Source organism: Blautia sp. BCRC 81119 (assembly GCF_003184505.1).
GTDB classification, from domain to species: domain Bacteria; phylum Bacillota; class Clostridia; order Lachnospirales; family Lachnospiraceae; genus Blautia_A; species Blautia_A fusiformis.
In genome coordinates, this window is sequence record NZ_QJHD01000001.1 from 161,204 (window position 1) to 186,991 (window position 25,788).

Below are 25,788 nucleotides of genomic sequence, written 5' to 3' on the forward strand. Positions count from 1 at the left end.
ACTGATCTCCTGTCTCTGCAGTCACGTCTGCCTTTTCTTGTTATGTCTTTCATATCTTGTCTGTCTCTGCACTGTCTGTCAGGCAACTGCATATTTCTGAAGGAAACGATCAAACTCATGATCCTCGCCATGACAGGTTACTGTAAGAACTCTGGTCAGATCCATGCTGAGGATTCCAAGAATAGATTTTGCATCAATTAAAATTCTGTTATATGAAATATCTACATCAAAATCACATTTACTTGCAGCCTTAACAAATTCTTTAACATCCTCTGTCGCATTCAATCTAATTTTTTTAGACATAAATATCATCCTCTCTTTTATCTCGGCAAAAAACCGGCCTTTTTTCGGCCTTGCTGTTTTCCTGTATATTCCAGACCAGCGGCCTTTTTTCATCTGGCTGTTCCACATTATGTCTCATGTTGTCAGATTTGTCAAGTTGATGTTTTTTATCGTTTTTAAGAGTCTTTCTATAAAAACCCGGATTTTATATGACAAAATCCGGGTTTTTTATATATTTATTGTGCAGTTTTTACATTTTCGTTTTTCAATCCATTATTTTTTACTGTGAGATTAATTCCACATAGTTCATTAATCCTGTTTGATTTCTGCCGGTATTTCCATCGGATAATTGCCATCAAAACATGCTTTACACAGCGGAAGTCCACCTGCCATGCCTTCCAGATAATCGATCTGCATATAACCCAGGGAGTCTGCACCGATCATCTTACGGATTTCTTCCGTGCTGTGCTGTGCTGCGATGAGCTGGTCATTGGACGGCACATCGGTACCAAAATAACAGGGATGTAAAAATGGCGGGGAGCTGATACGTACATGGACTTCTTTTGCTCCTGCTTCTTTCAGCATGTGGATCAGATTGGCAATGGTAGTTCCGCGGACAATGGAATCATCCACCAGAACGATTCTCTTCCCCTTCACCACGGATTCCAGAACGCTCAGCTTCAGATGGACACTGGACTCTCTCTCCTGCTGTGTAGGCTTGATAAAAGTTCTTCCAATATAACTGTTTTTATAGAACGCAAAGCCAAACGGGATTCCGGATTCCTCAGAATAGCCTTTTGCTGCCGGAAGTCCGGATTCCGGTACACCGGTCACCAGGTCCGCTTCTACCGGATAGGATTTTGCAAGAGATTTTCCTCCACGGATCCTTGCATCATAGATTTTCACGCCATCCATGGTGCTGTCCAGTCTTGCAAAATAAATATATTCAAAAACACAATGAGCATGCTTTTTCTTCTCAGTCAGTTTACTGGATTTCAGTCCGTTCTTGGTGATCGTGACGATCTCACCCGGTTCAATATCACGGATAAATTCCGCTCCTACAGATGTCAGCGCGCAGCTTTCAGATGCAAGGACATAGGCATTATCTCTTTTTCCAAGACAGAGGGGTTTCAGTCCGTAAGGATCACGGGCACCGATCAGCTTCCGGGGGCTCATGATCACAAGAGCATATCCTCCGCGGATCTTCTCTACGGTTTTATGTACTGCTTCCTCTACAGTGGCAGAATGCACACGTTCTCTTGCGATATGGAACGCGATAACCTCTGAGTCGGTAGTTGTATGGAAAATTGCGCCGGTCTGGATCAGCTCCCATTTCAGAGCTTCTGTATTAACCAGATTTCCGTTGTGCGCAAGTGCCAGACTTCCCTTGATATAAGAAAGTACCAGCGGCTGTGCATTCTCTGCGACAGATTCTCCGGTGGTGGAATAACGAACATGTCCGATTCCGATATCACCATTCATATTATGTACAACATCTTTTCGCAAAACTTCGCTTACCAGTCCGAGATCTTTATGGAACTGTACGTTTCCTCTTTCTCCGTCCGTCCTTGAAACGGCCATTCCGCAGGACTCCTGTCCCCTGTGCTGCAGCGAGGTAAGACCATAATAAATAGATGGTGCAATATTCCCTCCATCCAGATCATAAATCCCGAATACGCCACATTCTTCCTTTACTCCTGACATATTTTCCTCCATCTGTTCTTTCCGTATTGTACATCTTTGTCACTGGTCAAAAAGCTTCTTTTGCCTCGATCACTTATAGCGATCGCTGACTTTTCGACTGTATAACTACGATATCAGATTATAATAAAAGGACAAGATTTGTCAACCCCGCCTATTTTCCGACAGTCCGATCGCCCTGGTCGATTTTTTAGATTTTTTCAAAAAAGTTCTTGACAATATTTTATTTTGGTGTATACTGCAACACATAAAGCAAAGGCGCTTTGGATACGGCAGGTATCTGAAGCGCTTTTTTTGTTTTCCGGTCCGTTTATACCCGGTTCTTCCGGCAACGGTCCTTATAAAATAATTAAAAATTATAATGAATGAGTGAAATCGAAAGGAGTGTACCTATATGGCACAGAGTATCCCTGAAATGTATGGCAGCCTTGTATTCAATGACAAAGTGATGCGAAGCAAACTGCCAAAGGACATGTACAAAGCATTAAAGAAAACAATTGAAAACGGAACTCATCTGGAACTGGACGTTGCAAATTCCGTAGCAGTTGCCATGAAAGAATGGGCTACTGAAAACGGTGCGACACATTACACACACTGGTTCCAGCCGATGACAAACGTAACTGCTGAGAAGCATGACAGCTTCATCTCCCCTACAGGTGACGGACAGGTGATCATGGATTTCTCCGGTAAAGAGCTGGTAAAAGGTGAGCCGGATGCATCCAGCTTCCCGTCAGGCGGACTTCGTGCTACTTTTGAAGCAAGAGGATATACAGCATGGGATCCTACTTCACCTGCATTCATTAAAGATAAAACTCTTTACATTCCTACTGCATTCTGTTCCTACAGCGGAGAGGCACTGGATAAGAAAACTCCTCTTCTTCGTTCCATGGATGTTCTGAACAAAGAAGCGGTTCGTATTCTTCACATCCTCGGAAACAAAGAGGTCCGTCACATCGACACAACCGTAGGACCTGAGCAGGAATATTTCCTGGTTGACAAGGATCTTTACAAAAAGAGAAAAGACCTGATCTTCTGCGGCCGTACTCTTCTGGGCGCTTCTGCACCAAAAGGACAGGAAATGGAAGATCATTACTTCGGAGCCCTGAAGCCTCGCGTTGCTGCTTACATGCATGATCTTGACGAAGAGCTTTGGAAGCTTGGCATTCCAGCAAAAACAAAACATAACGAGGTTGCTCCTGCACAGCACGAACTGGCTCCTGTATTTGATACCACAAATGTTGCTGTTGACCACAACCAGCTGACCATGGAGATCATGAAGAAGGTTGCCGACAAGCACAACATGGTCTGCCTCCTTCACGAGAAACCATTTGAGGGAATCAACGGAAGCGGTAAACACAACAACTGGTCCATGAGCACAGACACAGGTGTAAACCTTCTTGATCCAGGAAAAACACCGGCAGAAAATACACAGTTCCTGGTATTCCTGGTAGCTGTCATCAAAGCCGTTGACGATTATGCTGATCTTCTCCGCGTATCCGTTGCAAGCGCCGGAAATGATCATCGTCTTGGAGCAAACGAGGCACCGCCTGCAATCGTATCCATCTTCCTTGGAGATGAGCTAACAGACGTACTGAAATCTATTGAAAACGATACCTTCTTCAGCAATAAGCATGCGGTACAGATGGATATCGGAGCAAAGGTACTTCCGCACTTCATAAAGGATACCACAGACAGAAACCGTACTTCACCATTTGCATTTACCGGAAACAAATTTGAGTTCCGTATGCTTGGTTCTGCAGCATCTGTCGCAAACCCGAACATCGTACTGAATACCGCTGTTGCAGAGGTTCTTGCAGAATTCAGCGCAGCTCTTAAGGATGTTCCGGAAGAAGAAATGGAAAACGCAGTACATGCACTTCTTAAGAAGACCATTGAAGAGCATAAACGCATCATCTTTAACGGAAACGGATATACAGACGAATGGGTTGAAGAAGCTGAGAAACGTGGTCTCTACAATCTGAAAACAACTCCGGATGCACTTCCGCATTTCATTGCTGAGAAGAACATTGCGCTGTTTACAAAGCATGGCATTTTTACAAAGGAAGAGCTTTTCTCCCGTTACGAGATCTGGCTTGAGAACTATTACAAGACCATCAACATCGAGTCCAACACTCTGGCTGAGATGATCCAGAAGCAGGTAATTCCTTCTGTATATACATATGTTGAAAAGCTTGCAGATACTGCAGCTGCAAAGAAATCCGTAGTAGCTGATATTTCTGTAGCAAGTGAAGCTGCTCTGATCTCCAAACTGAGTACACTTGCAGACACCATGGCAAAAGATCTGGAAACTCTGAAAGCAGATACAGCAAAAGCTCTTGCTTCTTCTGACGATGTACTTGCATGCTCCAAGGCTTATCAGGAAACTGTTCTGGAAGACATGGAAACTTTAAGAAAATCTGCAGATGAGGCAGAGGCTCTGATCCCGGATGAGTTACTTCCTTATCCGACCTACGACGAGCTGTTATTCTCCATCTGATCACGGATATCAGATAACAATTTCATACGGTAAATACAGGGGATATCCCTTATGAACTCTACTTCATAATTCATTATCGATTTCCTCATCCATTAATCACACGATACAGATATCCCCTGTTTTACATATACTAATTTTGATTTCGTAAAGGCGCGGAAGAGAATTTCCTCTCTCCTGCGCTTTTTCGTTATACTGATACTGGATAAATTCCATCTGTTTTTTTGTCCGGTATTACAAAAATTCTTTCTATACATAATAGGAAAGAAAAAAATTGGGAAAGGGAGTGTTACTATGTATTCTTCAGTAAACACAACTTGGGTCCTCGTCGGTGCAGCACTGGTCTTCTTCATGCAGGCTGGATTTGCAATGGTCGAAACAGGATTCACAAGAGCAAAAAACGCAGGAAATATCATCATGAAAAACCTGATGGACTTCTGTATCGGTACACCGGTCTTCTGGCTGGTTGGATTTGGCATCATGTTCGGTGCAGGAAACGGTTTCTTCGGCAAGATTGGCGGAATCGCCTCAGAGGCAAACTACGGAAACGCAATGCTTCCAGATGGAGTTCCTTTCTGGGCATTTCTCATCTTCCAGACTGTATTCTGTGCTACTTCTGCTACCATCGTATCCGGTGCCATGGCAGAGCGTACTAAATTCATCTCCTACTGTATCTACAGTTTACTGATCAGTCTCGTTGTATATCCGGTATCCGGTCACTGGATCTGGGGCGGCGGCTTTATCAGCCAGATGGGATTTCATGATTTCGCAGGTTCCTGTGCCGTTCACATGGTTGGTGGTGTTGCTGCACTGATCGGTGCCATCATCCTCGGACCTCGTATCGGAAAATATTCCAAATCCGGTAAATCCAGAGCGATCCCGGGACATAACCTTACGGTTGGTGCACTTGGTGTATTCATTCTCTGGTTCTGCTGGTTCGGTTTCAACGGTGCATCTACTGTCAGCATGGAAGGCGATGCCATTGTAAGCGCCGGAAAGATCTTCGTAACAACAAACCTTGCAGCTGCTGTTGCTACTGTAACAGTTATGCTGATCACATGGATCCGCTACAAAAAACCGGATGTTTCCATGTCCCTGAACGGTTCTCTTGCAGGACTGGTAGCCATCACAGCAGGCTGTGATACCGTATCTCCTACATCTGCAGCTATCATCGGAATCCTCTCCGGATTCATTGTAGTATTTGGTATTGAATTTGTTGATAAAGTTCTCAAAATTGATGACCCGGTTGGTGCTGTTGGCGTTCACGGTCTTAACGGTGCTTTCGGAACTCTTGCTGTCGGTCTTTTCTCCGACGGTGCAGGTACCGAATGGAAAGGTCTTCTCACAGGCGGTGGTTTCCATGGCTTCGGTGTTCAGTTTATTGGTATGGTTATCACCATCGCATGGGTTGCTATTACTATGACAATTATCTTCCAGGTGATCAAACACACCATCGGTCTTCGTGTTTCCGCTGAGGAAGAGATCGCAGGTCTGGATATGAAAGAGCATGGCCTCGCAAGTGCATACGATGGATTCTTTGTACAGGATACCATGACAAAGGCTCCGACTCCAATGGGAACTTCCGTAAAAGCCCCTGTTGTAAAACATGCTCCTTCTGCTCCTGCTGAATCTGTTCCTGAAATTCCTGCAGACGGCGTACACAAACTGACAAAGGTTGTTATCATCACACGTCAGAACAAGCTTGATGAGTTTATGCAGGCTATGAACGAGATCGGCGTAACCGGTATCACTATCACAAACGTTATGGGCTGTGGTGTTCAGAAGGGTGCTCCAACCTACTATCGTGGTGTTGAGGTTGACATGAACCTCCGTCCGAAGGTTAAGATCGAGATCGTTGTAAGTCTTGTACCGGTTCAGAAGGTTATTGATACTGCAAAAGAAGTTCTTCATACCGGTCAGATCGGTGATGGTAAGGTCTTCGTTTACGATATCGAAAACGTTGTCAAGATCCGTACCGGCGAGGAAGGCTTCCTGGCTCTGCAGGATACAGACGCATGATTCTCTTATGAGAGGAACAGATAAAATCTTCTACGCAATATAAACCAAATAAAAGCCAAAAAGATCCGGAACATTATTCCTTAAATGTTCCGGATCTTTTCATATTTTTTTTATTCTCTTCTCAGTCTCGGCAGATTCCACCGGTAATGTGCCGCCAGGTACCGGATCAGGATCACTACTACCGTTCCGATCACCATGGCCGGCACTCCGCCCCACAGCCTGTATATCCAAACACAGGCAATGGCCCCTACAATAGACGCACAGGCATAAATATGGCGCACAAAAATATACGGCGGTACTCCTGCCATCATATCACGGATAAGGCCGCCTCCAACTCCTGTGACAGTTCCAAGAAATACAAGAAAAAATGTTCTTTCCATATACCCCTGGGAAATCCCCTTATCAACCCCCATGACAGTAAACACACCAAGGCCAACCGTATCCATCACCAGCATCACCTTATCATAGACCAGCCGGTTCCCGCCTTCCAAAAGCTCCTGCTTCCAGTACATCACTGCAAAAACAATACAGGACGTCACGGTTGCCACAATGGTATACAGCGGATCCTGAAACATCCCCGGCGGCACGATTCCCAGGATAATATCCCTGGTAGCTCCTCCGCCCACTGCAGTCACCACTCCAAGAACGCAGACCCCGAAAATATCCATTCCTCTCTGCGCCCCCACCATAGCTCCGGAAGCAGCAAACGCAATAGTTCCTGCCATCTCCAGCATAAATGTAAACATACTCTGATAATCCATTTCCCCCTCCATGCATATCAAGCCGTATTTTTTCTCACCCTCATATCTGCATCCTGTTTTCCCTGTCTGCACATTTCCACAAGGTGCACATTTCCGCAGGGTGCAAGAAGGAACCCTGCCATGCAGGATTCCTTCTCCTATTTTCGTGGTCACTATATTTTCATATTAACAGAATTTTCTCATTCTGTATATCTTTTCTTTTTATATCTGACTTCTGCTATTCTGCTTCGATCAGAAATCCTCGCCGTTTCAGCATATCCTGGATCATATCCAGGATTTCCTCGGATTCTGCTTCTACTTTATGATAATGATAATCCGATGTGATATTCTTCAGAGGACTGGACTTGCCGCTTCGGATATCCTCCATAAAATTCTCAACCTGGCGCCTGGAGCTGATATTCAGTTCTGCCTCGATATGTCCGTAAACTCTGTGATTCACCATTACGTTGATCACTTTTCCGCCAAGATCCACAATCCCGCAGAGCTCGTTTTCCAAATCCGCATCTGTATGATGCACCTTGAATATCCGGCTCACAGTATGGGGAGCAGTAAAAATATATCCTCTATTGGTGGAGATCACGTCATTCCCCTCCGCGCGTATCAGCGCAATATCCTGCACGATCACCTGTCTGCTGACCTGAAATGTTCTGGCCAGAGCACTTCCTGAGACCGGCCGTTCACTGTTTTTAATTTGATCCATGATCGCTGTCCTGCGTTCTGAACCAGTCATTTAAGTTCCCCTTTCCTGGCTGTGCCTGTACTTTTTGTTCCGATACCGCTCTCCTTCATTCTCGCGATCTCTCCAACCCGGCCCGACATCATCTGCTATGCCTCTGCTTCCGGCAATTCACGCTTCTTTTCTGATATTCGGGGTATTTCCTGTCACAGCACTCGGTATTCTGTAAAATCCTGCATTTTTCAGGAAAGCGGATGAAGATTCTTAAGCGAAATATCAAGGATCGGTGCAGAATGCGTTAATGCACCACTTGATACATAGTCTACACCAACAGCCCTGATCTTTGCAATGTTTTCTTTTGTAACATTTCCAGAACATTCAGTTTTTGCTCTTCCATCGATCAGCTGCACCGCCTCTTTCATCATCTCCGGAGTCATGTTATCAAGCATGATGATATCTGCGCCGGCCTCAACAGCTTCTTTTACCTGATCAAGAGTTTCTACCTCAACTTCGATCTTGCGGACAAAAGGAGCGTACTCCTGCGCCATTTTTACAGCATTCGCAACGCTTCCTGCTGCTCCGATGTGATTGTCTTTCAAAAGAACTCCATCTGAAAGATTATATCTGTGGTTCTGTCCGCCGCCTACACGAACAGCATATTTCTCAAAAATACGCATATTCGGCGTCGTTTTTCTGGTATCCAGCAATGTGATCCCTGTTCCTTCAAGAAGTGATGCAACCGAATGTGTATAGGTTGCGATCCCGCTCATTCTCTGAAGATAATTCAGCGCCACACGCTCGCCGGAAAGAAGCACCCGGATATCTCCTGTAACTTTTCCCATTTTCTGACCTTTTTTTACTTCATCGCCATCCTTGCAGAACAGCTCCACTTTTGTGTCAGCATCCAGAAGCGTAAATACACGGCTGAAGATTTCCAGTCCCGCAATGATTCCATCCTCTTTACAGATCAGATCTACCTCTCCCGGAACTGCTTCTTTCATAACAGAGTTTGTGGTAACGTCTTCGCTTGAAATATCTTCCTTTAAAGCCTCCAGGATCAGGTGATCTACCTGAAGTGTCATTGTGATCTTATTCATTTTACAATACCTGCTCTTTCTTAATTATCACAGCAGCCCTGTTCTCCAAAGCAAGGCTGCTCCTGTCTTTCATAATACGGATATTTATATTCCGGCTGCATTTATGCCGCACCTGCAGCACTTTTCTTTTCTGCTGAGATTGCTTTGGCTGCACGTTTTGCAAATACAAGGCTCTCCAGCAGGGAATTACTTGCCAGTCTGTTCGCGCCATGTACACCGTTGCAGCTGGTTTCTCCCACTGCATAAAGCTGGTCCATGCTGGTCTTGCTGTTAGAATCCACCCAGATACCGCCCATGAAATAATGCTGAGCAGGAACAACAGGGATGCATTCTTTTGTCACATCATAGCCTTCTTCCAGACACCTCTGATAAATATTCGGAAAATGATTCAGGATCGTATCTTTATCAATATTTTCCATGGAAAGCCATACATGGTCTGTTCCTTCTTTTTTCATTTCTTCCCGGATCGCATTTGTTACTACATCTCTTGGAAGAAGTTCATTGACAAAACGCTCTTTTTTGCTGTTATAAAGTACTGCACCTTCTCCTCGAACCGATTCTGAGATCAGGAATCTGCGGCCCGGTCTCTTGGAATACAGCGTTGTCGGATGAATCTGCACATAATCCAGATGTTCCAGACGCACATTGTGTTTTTTTGCAATATCAAGAGCATCCCCTGTAAGATGCGGATAGTTGGTGGAATGCGCATATCTTCCTCCGATCCCGCCGCTGGCCAGGATCGTATCCTGTGCATAAATCTCTACCTGGATCTCTCCGCCCGGCTGGATCTCTTCCTGGGTTTTCACTGCTTTTCCGGCTTCCATAGCTTCAAGACGTGCCCTGTTCGCTTCTGCGGAAACTGCCTTCAGGCCTGTACATTTGCCATTTTCCACAAGAATATCCTGCATGGTAGTATATTCCAGAATTGTTACATTTTCAAGCTTCAGGACCTGCTGGAGCAGTTTTTCGGAAATTTCTTTTCCTGTGATATCCTCATGATAAAGGATCCTCGGTCTGGAATGTGCACCTTCTCTTGTATAGGCAAAATCATCTCCATCCATCTTAAAATCCACGCCATATCCGACAAGATCATTAATGATATCTCTGGAGCCTCGGATCATAATGTCTACCGACTCTTTTCTGTTTTCGTAATGTCCTGCCTTCATGGTGTCTTCAAAATAGCTGTCGTAATCGTTTTCATCACGAAGCACACAGATTCCCCCCTGCGCCAGGAAAGAATCACTACTCCTCATATCCTCTTTTGTGATGATCACGATCTTTTTGTCCCGCGGAAGCTTCAAGGCACTGAACATACCTGCAACACCTGTTCCCACGATCACTACGTCTGTTTTAATTCTCATTGCTTTTCGCCTCTCTGTCTTGATTTCTCTTTTCAGCCAACTCAGACAAATCTTTTATACAAATGTGTTTTATTTATTTTGCCAGTTCTAGCATCCGCTCCAGCGGCCTCTTCGCATTTTCACGTGTCTCGTCTGTTACATGAACCTCATTCTCCCCGGTTTTCAGAACGTGGAGAACTTTTTCCAGAAATACTTTTTTCATGTTTTTGCAAACCGGTACGGTTTCTGTGAAGTAGAATTTTTTATCCGGGCAGGTAGTTTCCAGCTTGTACTGAACGCCACATTCTGTGCAGATGATAAACTCTTTATTGTCACTTTCCTGTGCATATTTAATGATTCCGGATGTGCTTCCGATGTAATCAGCCTGTTTCAGAACTGTCTGAGGACATTCCGGATGTGCCAGAACCAGTGCATCCGGGTGCGCTTCTTTTGCTGCTTTTACTTCTTCCGGATCCATAAATTCATGGACAATACAGAAACCTTCGTTATAAATAAAGTTCTTCTCAGGAACCTGTTCTGCAATAAAATGTGCAAGATTTCTGTCCGGGATAAAAAAGATGTTTTTGTTCGGAAGCGCTTTTACGATCTTTACTGCATTTGCGGAAGTAACACATACATCAGAAAGCTCCTTCAATGCTGCTGTGGAATTAATGTAACAGACAACTGCCACATCGTCATACTCCTCTCGCACCTTGCGGATGCCTTCTTCTGTTGCCATATGAGCCATCGGACAGTCTGCATCCATGGCAGGCATCAGAACAGTTTTATCCGGACTTAAGATCTTGGCACTCTCTCCCATAAATCCTACTCCACAGAACACGATCGTCTTCTCTTTTGCGCTGGCTGCGATCTTGCTAAGATAAAAGGAATCTCCTATATAGTCAGCTACATCCTGCACTTCGGGACGCACGTAGTAGTGTGCAAGGATGATGGCATCTTTTTCTTTTTTTAATTTCTGGATTTCTTCTGCAACTGTCATTATCTTTCACCTTTCCTGCAGGATTTCTTTTTTGAGTTCCTGCTTTTGCTTTCTAGTACAGCGAATATTAAGTAACCGCCATATTGACTTGTCTGATTTCTTCATCTGCTGCGTCAATATAGCAGAAACTTAATTTTCGCTGTACTAGTCTTTATTATGCAGATGCTTCTGATCTGCTTTTTTATTATCATGTAACTTTTTTCAAAACATCTTACACATAATACCACAGTCCTTTACATGTGACAAGACAGTTGTTTGATATATGTAAAGTTTTTTTGTAAAGAAAGACATCAAAAAACACGGTTTCCACAATGAAACTTTCATCCTGGAAACCGTGTTTCTGCACACATTCATTATTTTATCAGTCTTATTCACCGTTCTGCGTACTGTCAGCTGCTCATTTATTACAGTTTTCTTTCTGATCTGCCGCAATCACCCGATCATTTCCCCAGCAGTTCTCTCTCAATCCTCTCTCTTGCTTCCGGTGCCTGCTTATCCATCTTTTCCGGAAAACCAAACATGGAAACGCAGGCAATGTTATCGCCGCCGGCTTTCGGTGCATCCGGTTTCAGCTGCTTGCTGGCAAAATCCATTTCTCTCAATGTTTCAAAAATACCATCAAAATCCACATCACCCTCACCCATTGCAAGATGCTGATGCACCGTCACATCCGCTTTTCCACGGCCATTCAGCCACGGCGGATTTAAAATGTATCTGCAGTCCATGGTCTGGTTAAAGGTATCCGCAAAAAGTACATGGGTCAGTTCATCTCCCGCATATTTCAGCATGGACCGCACATCTCCTTTGCCCTCATCGTAGAAGAAGCCATGAGGAGAAGAATACACATAACCAAGGTTTGGAGAACGGAAGGATTTCACCATATCACAGGTCTCATTATTCAGCTCACAGAAATCATAAGGATGAGACTGGATCTCCACACGGATACCCTCACGCTCGATCAGCGGAAGCAATTCCTCCATGGATCTAAACCACATTCCATTGCAGATTTCCTGCTGGTTCGGATCACCCGAAAGTTCTGTATTGATAACCTTCACTCCCATATCTCCGGCGATCTGGATCATTCGTTTCCAGTTTGCAACTGCAAACTGTCTCTGTTCCTCCGTCGGACCAGACCAGCGATACACCACGATAAAGGACGAAATCTCAACGCCAGTCTCTTTAAGAGCCTGTCTGTATTCCTGTTCACATTCTTTTGAAAATAACGGATGCTTATAGAACGGATTGATCCTCGGATGCGGAGACTGTTCAATATATTTATATCCCCAGTCCGCCACCTGATGGACCATACGGTTGATATCCATCTGTTTCGCAAGAACATCTACGTCAAATGCAATCTTCATGATGCATTCCCTCCTTTTTCCTCTTCTTTATTCCGGATATAATCCAGGATCAGGCTGGCCGCTCCGGCTACACCTGTTTTGGATACATTGATCACCATATCGTAATAATGGGGATCGTCTCTGCGGATTCCGGTAAACTTCTCATAATATTCATTTCGGATCTGATCACGTTTCTTCAGTTCTCCAAGAGACTGGCCTTTATAATATTCCTGGCCCTCTTTTTCCCGGTAAGCATCATCTGCATAAACGAAAAAGCTGTATGTATGCGGCTCTCCACGAAGCACATAGTTGGCACATCTTCCCAGGAATACACCTGGTCTTCTCTCAGAAAGCTCACGAATGATCCGGCTCTGCACCTCAAACATCTGAACACCTGTATAATCTGCTGCCGCACCTGCCGATGAATGTCCATACGGGGAAAATGTAAGCTCAGAATCCTCATAATTGTAGGAATCCAGATACTGCCTTACACTTTCCAGATCTGCTTTTTCCATACCGAACTTTTCTGCCATAAGACAGATGATCTGGCGATCATAAACCTTGCAGTCCAGTGCTTTTGCAACACCCTCGGCAATCTTTCTTCCACTGCTGCCATACAGTCTTCCAATTGCCACGTTGATCCGGTTTCCGGAAGCTTCCGGTAACGGCATGGACTGGATCTCGCCCGGCACAGAGCCGCTTTCCTCTCCCGATTCTCGCTGGATCAGTTCACGCATCATTTTGTCATAAACTTTGTCCAGCTGGTAGCATGCTGCGATCACAAACATCACTACCCAGATTGCTATCGGAACATACAGATAAAATCCCTTGATCACGCGGATTGCCTCTGCAGACTGCTCTGCCGCTGTCGCCTTTGTTCCGTCAAAGTATGCCGCCGAAAGAATTCCTCCCATAATAGCAGAAGTCAGTCCGGAACCGGCTTTCTGACCCATGCTCATAGATGAGAACATCAGACCCTCCACACGCTTGCCTGTTTTCCACTGGCCATACTCAATAGCATCGCTTGGAAGAGAATACTGCACACCATAGAATGGGGCGATTCCGATACCTCTCATGATACAGGTTACAACACCAAGCGAAACACTGGTAATATTCATCAGGAACAGAAGCTGTCCTGCAACGCCCAGGATGCAGCCGGCACAGATGAGATTTCTTTTTCCATATCGGGGAAGCACCTTCGGCAGAAGGGCAATTCCTGCCACAGTTGCCAGTTTCTCAGCTGCGGAAAGAGGCATGACGAGGTCTACATTTCCGAGTACATACTGGCAGTAATAGGTAAGGTCCGTTCCGATAATGATCTGATATGCGGTATAAAAGATCATCAGCCCCAGAGCGATAAGGAAATACCGGTTGGTAACGGTTGCTTTAAATGCTTCCACAAAAGGAATATCTTCCTTTTCCTGTTTTGCTGCAGAAACACGCTCTGTACAGACCATATAAGTATTCACAAGTACACCGACAGAAATGATCGCATAGCCGGCAGTTACTAGGATCCAGGCCATCTGCTGATTGCCGGTAATATTCGCTACGATATTGATCAGTGGCAGTGTGAACGCAGTAATGATCATACTTGCTGTGATCGACAATACCATGCGGATGTTACAGATCACATCACGTTCACGACGGTCACGGCTCATCAGAGATCCCAGTGCATGGAATGGCTGGCTGATAGCAGTGTATACAACCGTATTCATGATATTATAGGTAACAAAAGCATAGATGATTTTTCCCATATTTCCCATTGGCGGCATGGTGAACAAAAGCACCGCTGCCAGCGCATAAGGAACCGCAAGTCTTAAGATCCAGATCCTGGCTTTTCCATACTTGGAATGAGTCCGGTCGATAATAGTTCCCATCAGCACATCGGAAAATCCATCAAAAACACGGGACAAAAGCATGATCATTCCTACCGCACCTGCTGATATTCCAACAACGTTGGTATAAAAATAGATCAGCAGAGTTGTAGTCATGGTATACATCAAGGTCAGTGCCGGATCACCAAAACAGTATGCCAGCTTTTCCGACAACGGAACCTTGATGAATTCATTCAAGTCTTTCCCCTTCTGCTTGTAATTCAACAATTCAGGGATTCCCTTACCAGCCATAGTATCTACCTCCTATCGGTTTAAGGTCGGACCTTTCTGAATGAATTATCCGAAATATTTCTGCACAAAGTCTCTGGTAACTTCCGCAGCCTTTTTCACGTTGTCCTCATGGCTCATTGCATAGTATTCCGGACGGAACTCTTCGATGGTGCAAACGCCATCAAAACCGATCTCCTTCAGTGCAGCTGCGATTCCTGCATGATCTACAACACCCTCACCCGGCCACAGTCTCTTGTCGTCTCCGCAGGAGCCAAGCGGAAGATCCTCACAGTCATTTAAATGGTATGCAAAAATCTTCTTGCCATCAGCAGCTCTCAGGTCCTCAAGGCGGGAGCACATCTCATGGAAATGGAAGGTATCCACGGTAACGCCTACATTATCTCTGTCTACTGCTTTTACCACATCATAGGCTGTTCCAAACTGATTGATGGAGCAGTTCGGTGCACCACAGAACTCCAAGGAGATCTTCATATCCGCGCCAACCTTATCGGAAAGATAACGAAGACGTGCAACTGCTTCTTCTTTGATCTCACTGACAGATTTGTCTTTTACATCAAAGCTTGGAACGGTGATCAGCATTTTCATTCCGATCGCTTTGGAAACCTTCAGGATAAAATCAACTTCTTCGTCAATCTCTTTTTCCCCTGCCTCATCTCTCTGGTTAAAGAAGATCAGAGTGTTGTATGCCCATGGTTTCAGATGATGATTCTTAAACCAGTCTGCAAGTTCTTCCAGTGTATGCTCTTTAAGATAGTCCTTTACGCAGTCAAAGCGGATCTCAATATAATCAAAACCATATTTCTCGCACATCTCCAGGTCTGCCATAAGAGACTGTCCTTTACATTCCAGTGCAGTTGCTTCATTAAATCCTAATTTCATCTTCAATACCCTCCATATGTTTTTACTTTTCAGCCAATTTTTCCAGTTAATCTCACCGGCAGGTTTTCCACTGCAGTTTCAACAAAGCCGAAGCGGAATCGGATCCTGCCGGTAACTGCCGCCGCAGACTCATTGGGGAAGTCTGTAGCAATAAGTTGGTATGATAATTCACACTTGATGAGGTGGAGCTCGTAAAATATATTTATTTATAAAATTCCGGCTTCTCAACTGCTGAAACGATTTTCTCGATCTGTCCGGTTTCCTGCGCTTTTACAAGAGCATCTGCTGTGATCGCTGCCAGGTATCCATCCCATGCATTCGGTCCTGTGATCACTCCTGCCTCTGCGTTATCAACCCAGTCCTGAACCTCTTTATCATAAGCGTCTTTAAATCTTACGAAGCAGTCTGTGTCAATAGCAGTGGACACTGCCGCATTCTTGCGGATAGACGGATAAGCCGGCTGTGCCATTTTCAGTGCACCGTCCTCACATACAACTTCACAGTTGATGTCATATCCAAACTTGCAGTTTACAAATACTTCTACATCAATGCATACACCTTTTTTAGTACGGAGCATCATGATCTGCGGATCCTTCAGCTCAGAGTGGGAATATTTCGTCACTTTTGGCATTACTACCTGTGCTGATTCATACTCATCATCTACAAGCCAGTGAAGGACATCGATCTCATGGATTGCGGTATCGTGCACAGCCATTGGTGTATTGTAATTGGTACCTACCTCCGGATTTCTGTGTGTACAGTGAAGGATCAGCGGCTCGCCGTATTCTCCGGTTGCAAGTGCTTCCTTGATCTGCTGATATCCCTTGTCGTAGCGTCTCATAAATCCAAGCTGGATGAGATGTTTGCCGGCTGCCTCCTCTGCCTTTACTACTTTCAGGCAGTCCTCAGCAGTTGTACATAATGGTTTCTCACAGAAAATCCTCTTGCCGGCCTCGATCGCCTGAAGAAGAGAATCTACATGTGCGAAGCCCGGAGATACGATAAATACTACATCTACGTTTTCTGCATTGATGAGCTCCTTACTGTCTGCATAGACTTTTGCTCCGCAGATCTCGGCTGCTTTCCTGGCACTTTCCTCAAATACATCGGAAACAGCTACTACTTCTGCTCCCTGGATCTTCTCTGTCAGTCTTCTGATATGATCTCTTCCCATTCCGCCGCATCCGATAACTCCTACTCTTAACATTTTAAATTCCTCCGTTCATTTTTTATTGTTTTCTGTTTTTGTGTTCTTTTTGATGATGTTATATTATCATTTTGTGCACGTGAACGCAATGTCTTTTTTGTACAAAATTTCCATTTTGTTTTTATGCGATTTTCACTATTTGTTACTCCATTCACATATTCTGTTTGTTTTACAGTATTTTTTTCGGCATTCACTCACATTTTCGCATCTATAAAATGACTTACTATGCTTATTATAAACGTTGATCATATAGCGTTTTATTATGTGCACCAGAACGCAATATTTCATTTCCCTTATACCCTAGTAGAGTTTATGTAGAATATTATTGTATTTCAACACATAAAGAGTTATACTTATATGTAGTTTTATTTAAAATACACAAATGCATTTTTCATACTTTATTTAACCGAACTTTAAGGATCAAAGCTTCTCTCAGAAATCCCTGAAACGCAGGCAGGCTTCCCTGATTCGGTTAAATTCATACGAAAAACACAGCAGAAAGGACTTATCCCTATGAGCGACTATAATTTAGAGACTAAATGTATCCACTCCGGCTATACCCCATCCAAGGGCGAGCCCTGTGCACTTCCTGTCTATCAGAGCACTACTTACAAATATGACACCACTGACGAAATGGGCCAATTATTTGATCTGAAGGCAGACGGATATTTTTACACCCGTCTCCAGAACCCGACCAACGATGCCGTAGCTGCAAAGATCGCAGATCTGGAAGGCGGTGTTGCTGCGATCCTGACTTCTTCCGGACAGGCAGCCAACTTCTACGCAGTATTTAATATCTGTGAGGCAGGCGATCACGTTGTTGCCGCTTCTACCATTTACGGAGGAACCTTCAACCTTCTTGCCGTCACCTTCAAGAAGCTTGGCATTGACTGCACCTTTGTTGATACCGATGCAACAGAAGAAGAGATTGCTGCCGCATTTAAACCGAACACAAAGGTTCTCTTTGCAGAAACCATCGCCAATCCGGCTCTGGTCGTCCTGGACATCGAGAAATTTGCACACGTTGCACACCAGAACGGCGTGCCTCTTATTGTGGATAACACCTTTGCCACACCGGTAAACTGCCGTCCCTTCGAGTGGGGTGCAGATATCGTTACCCACTCCACCACCAAATATATGGACGGGCATGCCGTTCAGGTAGGCGGTGCCATTGTCGACAGCGGTAACTTCGACTGGGATGCCTATGGCCATAAATATCACGGTCTGACAGAGCCGGATGAATCCTATCACGGTGTTGTCTATACAAAGCAGTTTGAAAAAAAAGCTTACATCACTAAGGCTACTTCCCAGCTGATGCGTGATCTGGGCTCTATTCCGTCTCCGATGAACTGTTTCCTTCTGAACCTCGGCCTGGAAACGCTTCCACTGCGTGTTGAACGCCATTGCTCCAACGCCCAGAAGATCGCAGAATACCTAAACGCACACGAAAAGGTTTCTCATGTAAATTACGCAGGACTTCCAGAGGATAAATATCACACACTGGCTCAGAAATATATGAAGGATGGCCGTACCTGCGGCGTTATCTCCTTTGAACTGACCGGTGGCCGTGATGCAGCAGTCCGTTTTATGGACAGTCTGAAGCTTGCCACCATCGCAACTCATGTTGCTGCTTCCATCACTATGGTCCTTCACCCAGCCAGCCATACTCACCGTCAGATGAACGACGAGCAGCTGGTTGAAGCAGGAGTTTCTCCCGGAATGATCCGTCTTTCCATTGGTATCGAAAATGTAGATGATATTATCAAAGATCTGGATCAGGCACTGAAAAATGCATAAATAACCAATTCAAAAAGGAAGGATACATCTGCTCATGCATGATGTATCCTTCCTTTTTATGATATATTTTCTCCTACTCTCAATTATGGCATTTCCGCAAATTACCTGCATCCTGTTCTGAACGGCTTTCTTCTGGCGCATAAATTCCTGCAGCTGCTGCAAGTATCTGAAACTACCTTACAAAATCCATTATTCATCTTTTTCCAGCTGTTTGATCAGCTGGTTCACATATGTAGAAAGCCCCGCCACCAGGACTCCCTGTGTCGTGGATGTAAATACTGCCATTGCAATATCCTGTGCATTTTTACAGGAACAGGTAGCAAAAATATAAATTCCGCATATAAGTATCCCTGCACACCCCAGTATCAGCGGAATATATTTGTCCTTCACAGCCTGAGCCTCCTTCAGTGCGATCCCCATAAAATACAAAGCGATCGCTGTGATCAGCAATTCCGGTTTAATATAATCCACAAGCGCTTCCATAAATATTCTCAGTATCTCCCCTGCCGCTTTGATTTATTTTATGAATTTCTCCAAAAAATATTTCATAAATTCCCCAAAAATGTTAGCTACGTGTTCGCTATTGCTGTTTTTTCACACTTTTTGAGAATATTTTGTTCTATTTCAGAGCAAAAAGAAAAAGGCCATAGACCCTAAGGTTTACAGCCTTTCCCACTATTTTTCGTTATCTGAAATCAGAATTTGCCAGCGTCAGCAGCTTCCTGTACGGAAACAGCTACAGCAACTGTCATACCAACCATCGGGTTGTTTCCAGCGCCGATAAGACCCATCATCTCTACGTGAGCCGGTACGGAAGAAGATCCTGCGAACTGAGCGTCAGAATGCATACGTCCAAGTGTATCAGTCATACCATAGGAAGCAGGACCTGCTGCCATGTTGTCCGGATGAAGTGTACGTCCTGTACCACCGCCGGAAGCAACGGAGAAGTATTTTTTACCTTTCTCGTTGCACTCTTTTTTGTATGTTCCTGCTACCGGATGCTGGAAACGAGTCGGGTTTGTGGAGTTTCCTGTAATGGAAACGTCAACGCCCTCTTTCCACATGATCGCAACACCTTCCGGAACGCTGTTAGCGCCGTAGCAGTTAACCTTTGCACGAAGTCCCTCAGAATAGGATTTACGGAATACTTCCTTAACCTCGTTCTTATATGGATCATACTCTGTCTCTACATATGTAAAGCCGTTGATACGGGAGATGATCTGAGCAGCATCTTTTCCAAGACCGTTCAGGATAACACGAAGAGGTTTTTTACGAACCTTGTTTGCTTTCTCAGCGATACCGATCGCACCCTCAGCTGCTGCGAAAGACTCATGTCCTGCAAGGAAACAGAAGCAGTCTGTCTCTTCCTCAAGGAGCATCTTTCCAAGGTTTCCATGTCCAAGACCTACTTTACGTGTGTCTGCAACGGATCCCGGGATACAGAAAGCCTGAAGACCTTCTCCGATAGCTGCAGCTGCATCAGCGGCTCTTCTGCAGCCTTTTTTGATCGCGATAGCTGCACCTACTGTGTAAGCCCAGCAAGCGTTCTCGAAGCAGATCGGCTGAATGCCTTTGATCTGATCGTAAACGTTCAGTCCTGCGTCTTTAGTGATTTTCTCAGCTTCTTCGATAGAAGCGATTCCATAGCTGTTTAAAACAGAATTGATCTTGTCAATTCGTCTCTCATATGATTCAAATAAAGCCATTTCCTGTAACCTCCTGATATTTTCACCTTACGAAGTGTAATTACTCTTTTCTTGGGTCGATGATCTTAACAGCATCTGCAACACGGCCGTACTGACCCTTTGCTTTCTCCCATGCTGTGTTCGGGTCATCACCTTTCTTAATGAAGTCAGTCATTTTTCCAAGGCTTACGAACTGATATCCGATGATCTCATCGTTCTCGTCAAGAGCGATACCTGTAACATAACCCTCAGCCATCTCAAGGTAACGAGGTCCTTTTTTCAGAGTTCCATACATTGTACCAACCTGAGAACGAAGTCCTTTTCCAAGGTCCTCAAGACCAGCGCCTACTGCAAGTCCGTCCTCGGAGAATGCAGACTGGGAACGTCCGTAAACGATCTGAAGGAAAAGCTCTCTCATAGCTGTATTGATTGCATCACATACAAGGTCTGTGTTCAGTGCCTCCATAACGGTAAGTCCTGGAAGGATCTCAGAAGCCATAGCTGCAGAGTGAGTCATTCCTGAACATCCGATTGTCTCAACAAGTGCCTCCTGGATGATTCCCTCTTTAACGTTAAGGGAAAGCTTACAAGCACCCTGCTGCGGAGCACACCAGCCAACACCGTGTGTAAATCCGGAGATATCCTTTACTTCTTTTGCCTGAACCCATTTTGCTTCTTCCGGGATCGGAGCGGCACCATGATGTACGCCCTGTGCCACTGGACACATTTCTTCTACTTCGCGTGAATAAATCATTTTAAAACTCCTTTCAAGTATAGATTGACCGATGTTATTGAGAAAAAAAGTTCGATAACACCCTATCGCTATTTTCTCACAAAACCGTTGTTTCGTCCAGTCATATTTGATAAAATTTTGCCATAAAACGCATAATATTGGTAGTTATTCCGGCAGTATTGCATGCCTAACTGTCAAATATTTCTGGCAACTACTGTATGTATGTGATAATATATTAGCAAGTTTAACCTTGGAGGTATATTTTTCATGAATGCATCTGTGGATTCTGTTTTTCCAGAAAAATACCGCATTCTCAGCGGAAGCGCTCTGAAGATGATCGCGATCATCACCATGCTGATCGATCATATCGGAGCTGTGCTGCTCAGTATGTATCAGCCTGCACAGAAAATCCTGTTTACACTTTTCGGCAGAGAATATACTGTATATCTTATTTTCCGCGATATCGGAAGAGCTGCTTTTCCCATCTTCTGTTTTCTCCTGCTGGAAGGCTTCCGTCATACACGGAGCCGGTTCCTCTATGGAAGAAATCTCCTTCTTTTTGCGCTGCTCTCAGAAATTCCGTGGAATCTGATGTTTACAAATACGCTGCGTTACGAAAGACAAAATGTGTTTTTTACGCTTTTCCTCGGATATCTGGCCTTTTGTGCCATTGAATATTTCCAGGCCAGACCTTCGATGCAGCTTCTCTGCATCCTGGGACTGCTTGTTGTTTCCATTTTTCTGAAAGCAGACTATGGATGGCGGGGGTATATCTTCCTGCTGATCATGTACTATATGCGAAACGATAAGCCAGGCCAGGCAATCCTCGGAAGCTGCTGGCTTTACTATGAATGGAGAGCCTCCTTTGCCTTTCTGTCCATTAACCTGTACAATGGAAAAAGAGGCTTCATCCGCGGAAAATCAGCAAAATATTTCTTTTACTGGTTTTACCCAGTCCATATTATAGGACTGGTCATACTTCGACAGCTTTTGTTTTTATCTTAATCCCGCCCGCTCCCGGTCGGTTCATCCTTCCACGACCAATACTGTTGCATCCATCACCCCATCAAAAAAAGCTGCACTTTCTCAAAAGTGCAGCTTAAATGCGTGTCCAGAAGAATATGTTTCTTATTTTTTCTTTACGATCTCTTTTGCATTTTTATAAATGGAATCCGCCGGAACACATCCACGTACCGGTGACAGCGGGTAAATATTGGAATTCCGTCCGATCACAGTACCGGGATTCAGCACAGAACCGCATCCGACTTCAACATGATCCCCGAGCATCGCTCCGAATTTCTTAAGACCGGTTTCGATCTTTTCATCCCCGTCTTTTACGACAACCAGCTTCTTGTCTGATTTTACGTTGGAACAGATCGATCCGGCACCCATGTGGGACTTATATCCCAGCACAGCATCTCCAACATAATTATAATGAGGAACCTGAACCTTGTTAAACAGCACTGCATTCTTAAGCTCTGTGGAATTTCCCACAACTGCGCCCTCACCAACGATAGCCTTGCCGCGGATAAACGCACAGTGGCGCACCTCGGCGTCTCTGCCAATGATAGCCGGTCCGGTGATACTTGCAGTCGGCGCAACTGTAGCAGATCTTGCGATCCATACATTTTCGCCCTTCTCCTCATATTCAGAAGAATCCAGTGTTTTTCCCAGCTTAATAATGAAATCTCCGATCTCCGGAAGAACCTCCCACGGATAGGTTTTTCCCTCAAAAAGCTCTGCTGCAATGGTCTCATTCAGATCCAGCATATTGCTGATAGTAAAATCTTTCATCATGATGATCTCTTTCCTCCCTGTCTGGAAGCTCGCTCCGGCTTCCTGTAGTTTACAGCGGCCACATCAAAAAACTGCCGCAGGTTATACTGATAATTGCTTGCCTCCACCTGCCGGGTACGTACCCGCACAAAATGCTCCAGCTTGTCCATATATTCCTGTTCCGTGATGCTGCCCTCTGCCACATAGGTGAGCCCCTTTTCCCAGCTTGCCGTAAGCTCCGGGTTCAGAAGCTGCCGGATAGAACAATTTACCACATCAAAGATCATTTCCCCAAGAAGCGTTGGAGTGATCACCTGGGTCTTTTTGTTCAGTGCCAGATATTTGATGTTAAAAAGCTTCTTCAGGATCTCGGCACGGGTAGCACTGGTGCCGATCCCGCTTCCCTTGATCTGGGCTCGAAGCTCCTCATCCTCGATCAGCTGTCCTGCATTTTCCATGGCAAGGATCATGGAACCGGAATTGTATCGTTTGGGCGGTGAAGTCTCACCCTCCTTGATACTCAAACCGTTCACAGGAAGTATATCACCCTTTTTCAGCTTCTGCAACGCCTCCAGGAGCACAGTATCACAGGAAACCTCGTCTTCCTCTCCATTTCTGTTTTTCTCACTGTCTGAAGCCCTTTTCCGCGAAAAAGAATTCGTGGCGGTCTTCAGATAGCCTTCTTCTTTGAGAACCTTAAAGGATGAAAAGAATGCCTCGCCATCCAGCTTCGTCACAAGACTCACCTTCTGATAAACGGCCGGCGGATAAAAAATACACAAAAATCTCCGTACAATAGTCTCGTACACACGCTGCGCAGTAAGAGACACGCTTCCAAGCGCATTCAATCCCTGACCGGTAGGAATGATCGCATAATGGTCTGTGATCTGCTTGTCATTCACATATCTGGTCTTTGCAATGCTTTTCCAGGATTCCATCCCCAAAACCTCTGCCGCCGCAGCACCGGCCTGCTGATAATTTCGAAGACCGGATATATTCTTGTATATCTCCTTGGCCACTGCCGTGGAAAGAACTCTGGCATCCGTTCTCGGATAAGTCACCAGCTTCTTCTCATAAAGCTCCTGTACGATCCGGAGTGTCTCGTCCGGACTGATCTTAAACAGCTTTGAGCACACATTCTGAAGCTCCGCCAGGTTAAAAAGAAGCGGCGGATTTTTGTTTTCTTTTTTTCGTTCCACCTTTTCCACAATACAGGAAAGGGGCTGGTTCACCATCAGCTGATCGATCAGCATCTGTGCATGCTCTTTTTTCCTGAAGCCGTTTTCTTTATAAAGATACGGGGACTGGAAATACCGGCTGCCTTCCACAGCTCTCCATTCACCGTCAAAATTTTCGCCTGCAAGTCCAATGCTGCCAAGGACACGGTAAAACGGTGTCTTCACAAAGACACGGATCTCCCGTTCTCTCCGCACCACCATGCCAAGAACACAGGTCATCACACGCCCAACTGCAATGGCCTGATATTTGGAATGGAGATAATTGGTGACACTGCTTCCGTAGCGCAAGGTCAGAACTCTGGAAAAATTGATTCCCATAAGATAATCTTCCTTTGCGCGGAGATACGCAGATGCTGCCAGATTATCATACTCCGAGATATCCTTCGCTTCACGGATCCCTCTTAAGATCTCTTCCTCTGTCTGGGAATCGATCCACACACGTTTCTGGACTTTCCCCTTTACTCCTGCCATCTGGGCTACCAGACGGTAGATATATTCACCCTCACGTCCGGAGTCGGTACACACATAAATGGTATCCACATCCGGCCGGTTCAGCAGTCCTTTTACGATCTCGAACTGCTTTTTGACCCCGGGGATCACTTCATATTTAAATTCGCGCGGCAAAAAAGGCAGGGTATCAAAACTCCACCTTTTAAACTTGATATCATATTTTTCGGGATAGCTCATGGTAACCAGGTGTCCTACACACCAGGTTACCACAGAATCATCAGATTCCAGATATCCGTCTTTTCTCTGACCGTTGATCTTCAAAGCCTTCGCAAATTCCTGTGCCACGCTGGGCTTCTCCGCTATGTATAAAGCCTTTGCCATACTATTTATCTGCACTCATCTTTCTAAGCGGCCATGCCAGAAGCACAGCTCCGCCAACTATATTTCCCAGTGTTACGATCACCATGCTTTTAAGCATAGCGCCGACAGACAATCCTGGCACCATACAGAATGCAACTGTAAAAATACCCATATTTGCAATACAATGCTCAAATCCGCTGACAACGAAACCTGAAATACAGATCACAATCATCAGGAACTTGCCTGACTCACTCTTCAGCTTAATGCCGCAGAGAACAGCAAGACAGACGAAGAAATTACAAAGTACCGCACGGAAAAACATCTGTCCTGCCGGAATACTCAGTTTTCCGTTTATAAATCCAGCAAAATAATCTGCTGTACCGGACGCTCCGGCACCTGCAAAGATCAGCGCCAGGATCAGGCATCCCACAAAATTGCCGATGTAACTGATTCCCCAGACCTTGCCTACATCTTTCCATGATACGCTCTTGTCATACGCACCAAAAGCCATTACCAGATTGTTACCGGTAAACAGCTCTCCTCCTACCATTGCGATCAGCAGGACCGCAATAGAGAACACGATGGCTCCAAGGAATTTCCCCCATTCCGGGAATGTCTTGGAAAATACATTTCCAACAACGTTACTGTAGATCATCGCCACATCAATAAAAAATCCGGCCATGATCGCCCGCATAAAGTATTTTCCGAAATTGCTGTTCAGTAAGTTTATCTTACCCTTCGCAGCGGTTGACAGTTTCTCTACATCCTCCCTGTTCATAAATAGCACCTCCACATATTTTTAGCAAGCGTGGCACTTTGTTGCTGCT

Annotated in this window: 21 protein-coding genes; 4 read left to right on the forward strand and 17 right to left on the reverse strand. The window is 45.0% G+C overall.

Going from position 1 to position 25,788, the window contains the following annotated elements; all coding sequences use genetic code 11:
* Positions 1–78: 78 nt before the first annotated feature.
* Entirely contained in the window at positions 79–303 is a 225-nt protein-coding gene (locus DMI82_RS00720; protein WP_022426744.1) for an HPr family phosphocarrier protein, read from the reverse strand.
* A gap of 288 nt (positions 304–591) precedes the next feature.
* Entirely contained in the window at positions 592–1,986 is a 1,395-nt protein-coding gene (gene purF / locus DMI82_RS00725; protein WP_015525743.1) for an amidophosphoribosyltransferase, read from the reverse strand.
* A gap of 391 nt (positions 1,987–2,377) precedes the next feature.
* Here purF and DMI82_RS00730 point away from each other — a divergent pair, with 391 nt between their 5' ends.
* A complete protein-coding gene (locus tag DMI82_RS00730; RefSeq protein ID WP_110102042.1) occupies positions 2,378–4,480 on the forward strand; it encodes a glutamine synthetase III family protein in 2,103 nt (700 codons plus the stop codon).
* 291 nt (positions 4,481–4,771) lie between these two features.
* Positions 4,772–6,496, forward strand: a complete 1,725-nt coding sequence (locus DMI82_RS00735) for an ammonium transporter (RefSeq protein WP_110102043.1) — start codon at positions 4,772–4,774, stop codon at positions 6,494–6,496.
* A gap of 110 nt (positions 6,497–6,606) precedes the next feature.
* Here the strand turns inward: DMI82_RS00735 and DMI82_RS00740 are convergent, their stop codons facing one another.
* The 9 genes from DMI82_RS00740 to DMI82_RS00780 all read right to left on the reverse strand — a co-directional run bounded on the left by DMI82_RS00740 (position 6,607) and on the right by DMI82_RS00780 (position 16,922).
* Positions 6,607–7,257: a trimeric intracellular cation channel family protein gene (locus DMI82_RS00740; RefSeq protein WP_022426741.1), complete on the reverse strand. Its 651-nt coding sequence runs from the start codon at positions 7,255–7,257 to the stop codon at positions 6,607–6,609.
* 217 nt (positions 7,258–7,474) lie between these two features.
* Positions 7,475–7,987, reverse strand: coding sequence for a transcription repressor NadR (locus DMI82_RS00745; protein ID WP_021651124.1), 513 nt, complete (start codon positions 7,985–7,987; stop codon positions 7,475–7,477).
* Between the two features lie 188 nt (positions 7,988–8,175).
* Positions 8,176–9,030 carry a carboxylating nicotinate-nucleotide diphosphorylase gene (nadC, locus tag DMI82_RS00750; protein ID WP_110102045.1) on the reverse strand — a complete coding sequence of 285 codons (855 nt, stop codon included), beginning with the start codon at positions 9,028–9,030 and terminating at the stop codon, positions 8,176–8,178.
* A gap of 101 nt (positions 9,031–9,131) precedes the next feature.
* Positions 9,132–10,391 carry an FAD-binding protein gene (locus DMI82_RS00755; protein WP_110102047.1) on the reverse strand — a complete coding sequence of 420 codons (1,260 nt, stop codon included), beginning with the start codon at positions 10,389–10,391 and terminating at the stop codon, positions 9,132–9,134.
* Between the two features lie 73 nt (positions 10,392–10,464).
* On the reverse strand, positions 10,465–11,370 hold the full coding sequence (gene nadA, locus DMI82_RS00760; protein WP_021651119.1) for a quinolinate synthase NadA: 906 nt from the start codon (positions 11,368–11,370) through the stop codon (positions 10,465–10,467).
* Positions 11,371–11,810: 440 nt separating this feature from the next.
* On the reverse strand, positions 11,811–12,731 hold the full coding sequence (locus tag DMI82_RS00765; RefSeq protein WP_015525733.1) for a sugar phosphate isomerase/epimerase family protein: 921 nt from the start codon (positions 12,729–12,731) through the stop codon (positions 11,811–11,813).
* Entirely contained in the window at positions 12,728–14,836 is a 2,109-nt protein-coding gene (locus tag DMI82_RS00770; RefSeq protein ID WP_110102049.1) for a cytidylate kinase family protein, read from the reverse strand. The genes DMI82_RS00765 and DMI82_RS00770 overlap by 4 nt, the downstream gene beginning before the upstream one ends.
* Positions 14,837–14,881: 45 nt before the next feature.
* Positions 14,882–15,715 carry a sugar phosphate isomerase/epimerase family protein gene (locus tag DMI82_RS00775; protein ID WP_021651116.1) on the reverse strand — a complete coding sequence of 278 codons (834 nt, stop codon included), beginning with the start codon at positions 15,713–15,715 and terminating at the stop codon, positions 14,882–14,884.
* A gap of 202 nt (positions 15,716–15,917) precedes the next feature.
* Positions 15,918–16,922, reverse strand: a complete 1,005-nt coding sequence (locus DMI82_RS00780; protein ID WP_110102051.1) for a Gfo/Idh/MocA family protein — start codon at positions 16,920–16,922, stop codon at positions 15,918–15,920.
* Positions 16,923–17,435: 513 nt separating this feature from the next.
* On the opposite strand from DMI82_RS00780, the gene DMI82_RS00785 reads away from it, so the two are divergent.
* Positions 17,436–18,719, forward strand: coding sequence for an O-acetylhomoserine aminocarboxypropyltransferase/cysteine synthase family protein (locus DMI82_RS00785; RefSeq protein WP_110102053.1), 1,284 nt, complete (start codon positions 17,436–17,438; stop codon positions 18,717–18,719).
* Positions 18,720–18,908: 189 nt separating this feature from the next.
* On the opposite strand, the gene DMI82_RS00790 is transcribed toward DMI82_RS00785, so the two are convergent.
* The 3 genes from DMI82_RS00790 to DMI82_RS00800 all read right to left on the reverse strand — a co-directional run bounded on the left by DMI82_RS00790 (position 18,909) and on the right by DMI82_RS00800 (position 21,158).
* Positions 18,909–19,202, reverse strand: a complete 294-nt coding sequence (locus DMI82_RS00790; protein ID WP_015525728.1) for a phage holin family protein — start codon at positions 19,200–19,202, stop codon at positions 18,909–18,911.
* A 212-nt stretch (positions 19,203–19,414) separates the two neighbouring features.
* On the reverse strand, positions 19,415–20,425 hold the full coding sequence (locus DMI82_RS00795) for a GGGtGRT protein (RefSeq protein WP_015525727.1): 1,011 nt from the start codon (positions 20,423–20,425) through the stop codon (positions 19,415–19,417).
* A 40-nt stretch (positions 20,426–20,465) separates the two neighbouring features.
* Positions 20,466–21,158: an iron-sulfur cluster assembly scaffold protein gene (locus tag DMI82_RS00800; RefSeq protein ID WP_015525726.1), complete on the reverse strand. Its 693-nt coding sequence runs from the start codon at positions 21,156–21,158 to the stop codon at positions 20,466–20,468.
* A gap of 246 nt (positions 21,159–21,404) precedes the next feature.
* Between DMI82_RS00800 and DMI82_RS00805 the strand changes: the two genes are divergently transcribed.
* Entirely contained in the window at positions 21,405–22,142 is a 738-nt protein-coding gene (locus DMI82_RS00805; RefSeq protein ID WP_110102055.1) for a TraX family protein, read from the forward strand.
* A gap of 123 nt (positions 22,143–22,265) precedes the next feature.
* Here DMI82_RS00805 and DMI82_RS00810 read toward each other — a convergent pair whose 3' ends face one another.
* Genes DMI82_RS00810 through DMI82_RS00820 form a run of 3 tightly spaced genes read right to left on the reverse strand, consistent with a single transcriptional unit; the run spans position 22,266 to position 25,739 of the window.
* Entirely contained in the window at positions 22,266–22,934 is a 669-nt protein-coding gene (locus DMI82_RS00810) for a UDP-N-acetylglucosamine pyrophosphorylase (RefSeq protein WP_110102057.1), read from the reverse strand.
* On the reverse strand, positions 22,931–24,982 hold the full coding sequence (locus DMI82_RS00815) for a DNA topoisomerase (RefSeq protein ID WP_110102059.1): 2,052 nt from the start codon (positions 24,980–24,982) through the stop codon (positions 22,931–22,933). Before DMI82_RS00815 ends, DMI82_RS00810 begins: the two co-directional genes overlap by 4 nt.
* A gap of 1 nt (position 24,983) precedes the next feature.
* Positions 24,984–25,739, reverse strand: coding sequence for a formate/nitrite transporter family protein (locus tag DMI82_RS00820; protein WP_110102060.1), 756 nt, complete (start codon positions 25,737–25,739; stop codon positions 24,984–24,986).
* Positions 25,740–25,788: the final 49 nt, after the last annotated feature.

Bases quoted from the DNA above. Each gene is read 5' to 3' on its own strand.
- nadA (WP_021651119.1), bottom strand. From the start codon at position 11,370: ATGACAGTTGCAGAAGAAATCCAGAAATTAAAAAAAGAAAAAGATGCC.
- DMI82_RS00790 (WP_015525728.1), bottom strand. From the start codon at position 19,202: ATGGAAGCGCTTGTGGATTATATTAAACCGGAATTGCTGATCACAGCG.
- DMI82_RS00770 (WP_110102049.1), bottom strand. From the start codon at position 14,836: ATGGCTGGTAAGGGAATCCCTGAATTGTTGAATTACAAGCAGAAGGGG.
- purF (WP_015525743.1), bottom strand. From the start codon at position 1,986: ATGTCAGGAGTAAAGGAAGAATGTGGCGTATTCGGGATTTATGATCTG.
- DMI82_RS00740 (WP_022426741.1), bottom strand. From the start codon at position 7,257: ATGGATTATCAGAGTATGTTTACATTTATGCTGGAGATGGCAGGAACT.
- DMI82_RS00805 (WP_110102055.1), top strand. From the start codon at position 21,405: ATGAATGCATCTGTGGATTCTGTTTTTCCAGAAAAATACCGCATTCTC.
- DMI82_RS00820 (WP_110102060.1), bottom strand. From the start codon at position 25,739: ATGAACAGGGAGGATGTAGAGAAACTGTCAACCGCTGCGAAGGGTAAG.
- DMI82_RS00730 (WP_110102042.1), top strand. From the start codon at position 2,378: ATGGCACAGAGTATCCCTGAAATGTATGGCAGCCTTGTATTCAATGAC.
- DMI82_RS00815 (WP_110102059.1), bottom strand. From the start codon at position 24,982: ATGGCAAAGGCTTTATACATAGCGGAGAAGCCCAGCGTGGCACAGGAA.
- DMI82_RS00745 (WP_021651124.1), bottom strand. From the start codon at position 7,987: ATGACTGGTTCAGAACGCAGGACAGCGATCATGGATCAAATTAAAAAC.
- DMI82_RS00795 (WP_015525727.1), bottom strand. From the start codon at position 20,425: ATGGCTTTATTTGAATCATATGAGAGACGAATTGACAAGATCAATTCT.
- nadC (WP_110102045.1), bottom strand. From the start codon at position 9,030: ATGAATAAGATCACAATGACACTTCAGGTAGATCACCTGATCCTGGAG.
- DMI82_RS00775 (WP_021651116.1), bottom strand. From the start codon at position 15,715: ATGAAATTAGGATTTAATGAAGCAACTGCACTGGAATGTAAAGGACAG.
- DMI82_RS00720 (WP_022426744.1), bottom strand. From the start codon at position 303: ATGTCTAAAAAAATTAGATTGAATGCGACAGAGGATGTTAAAGAATTT.
- DMI82_RS00780 (WP_110102051.1), bottom strand. From the start codon at position 16,922: ATGTTAAGAGTAGGAGTTATCGGATGCGGCGGAATGGGAAGAGATCAT.
- DMI82_RS00735 (WP_110102043.1), top strand. From the start codon at position 4,772: ATGTATTCTTCAGTAAACACAACTTGGGTCCTCGTCGGTGCAGCACTG.
- DMI82_RS00810 (WP_110102057.1), bottom strand. From the start codon at position 22,934: ATGATGAAAGATTTTACTATCAGCAATATGCTGGATCTGAATGAGACC.
- DMI82_RS00785 (WP_110102053.1), top strand. From the start codon at position 17,436: ATGAGCGACTATAATTTAGAGACTAAATGTATCCACTCCGGCTATACC.
- DMI82_RS00765 (WP_015525733.1), bottom strand. From the start codon at position 12,731: ATGAAGATTGCATTTGACGTAGATGTTCTTGCGAAACAGATGGATATC.
- DMI82_RS00800 (WP_015525726.1), bottom strand. From the start codon at position 21,158: ATGATTTATTCACGCGAAGTAGAAGAAATGTGTCCAGTGGCACAGGGC.
- DMI82_RS00755 (WP_110102047.1), bottom strand. From the start codon at position 10,391: ATGAGAATTAAAACAGACGTAGTGATCGTGGGAACAGGTGTTGCAGGT.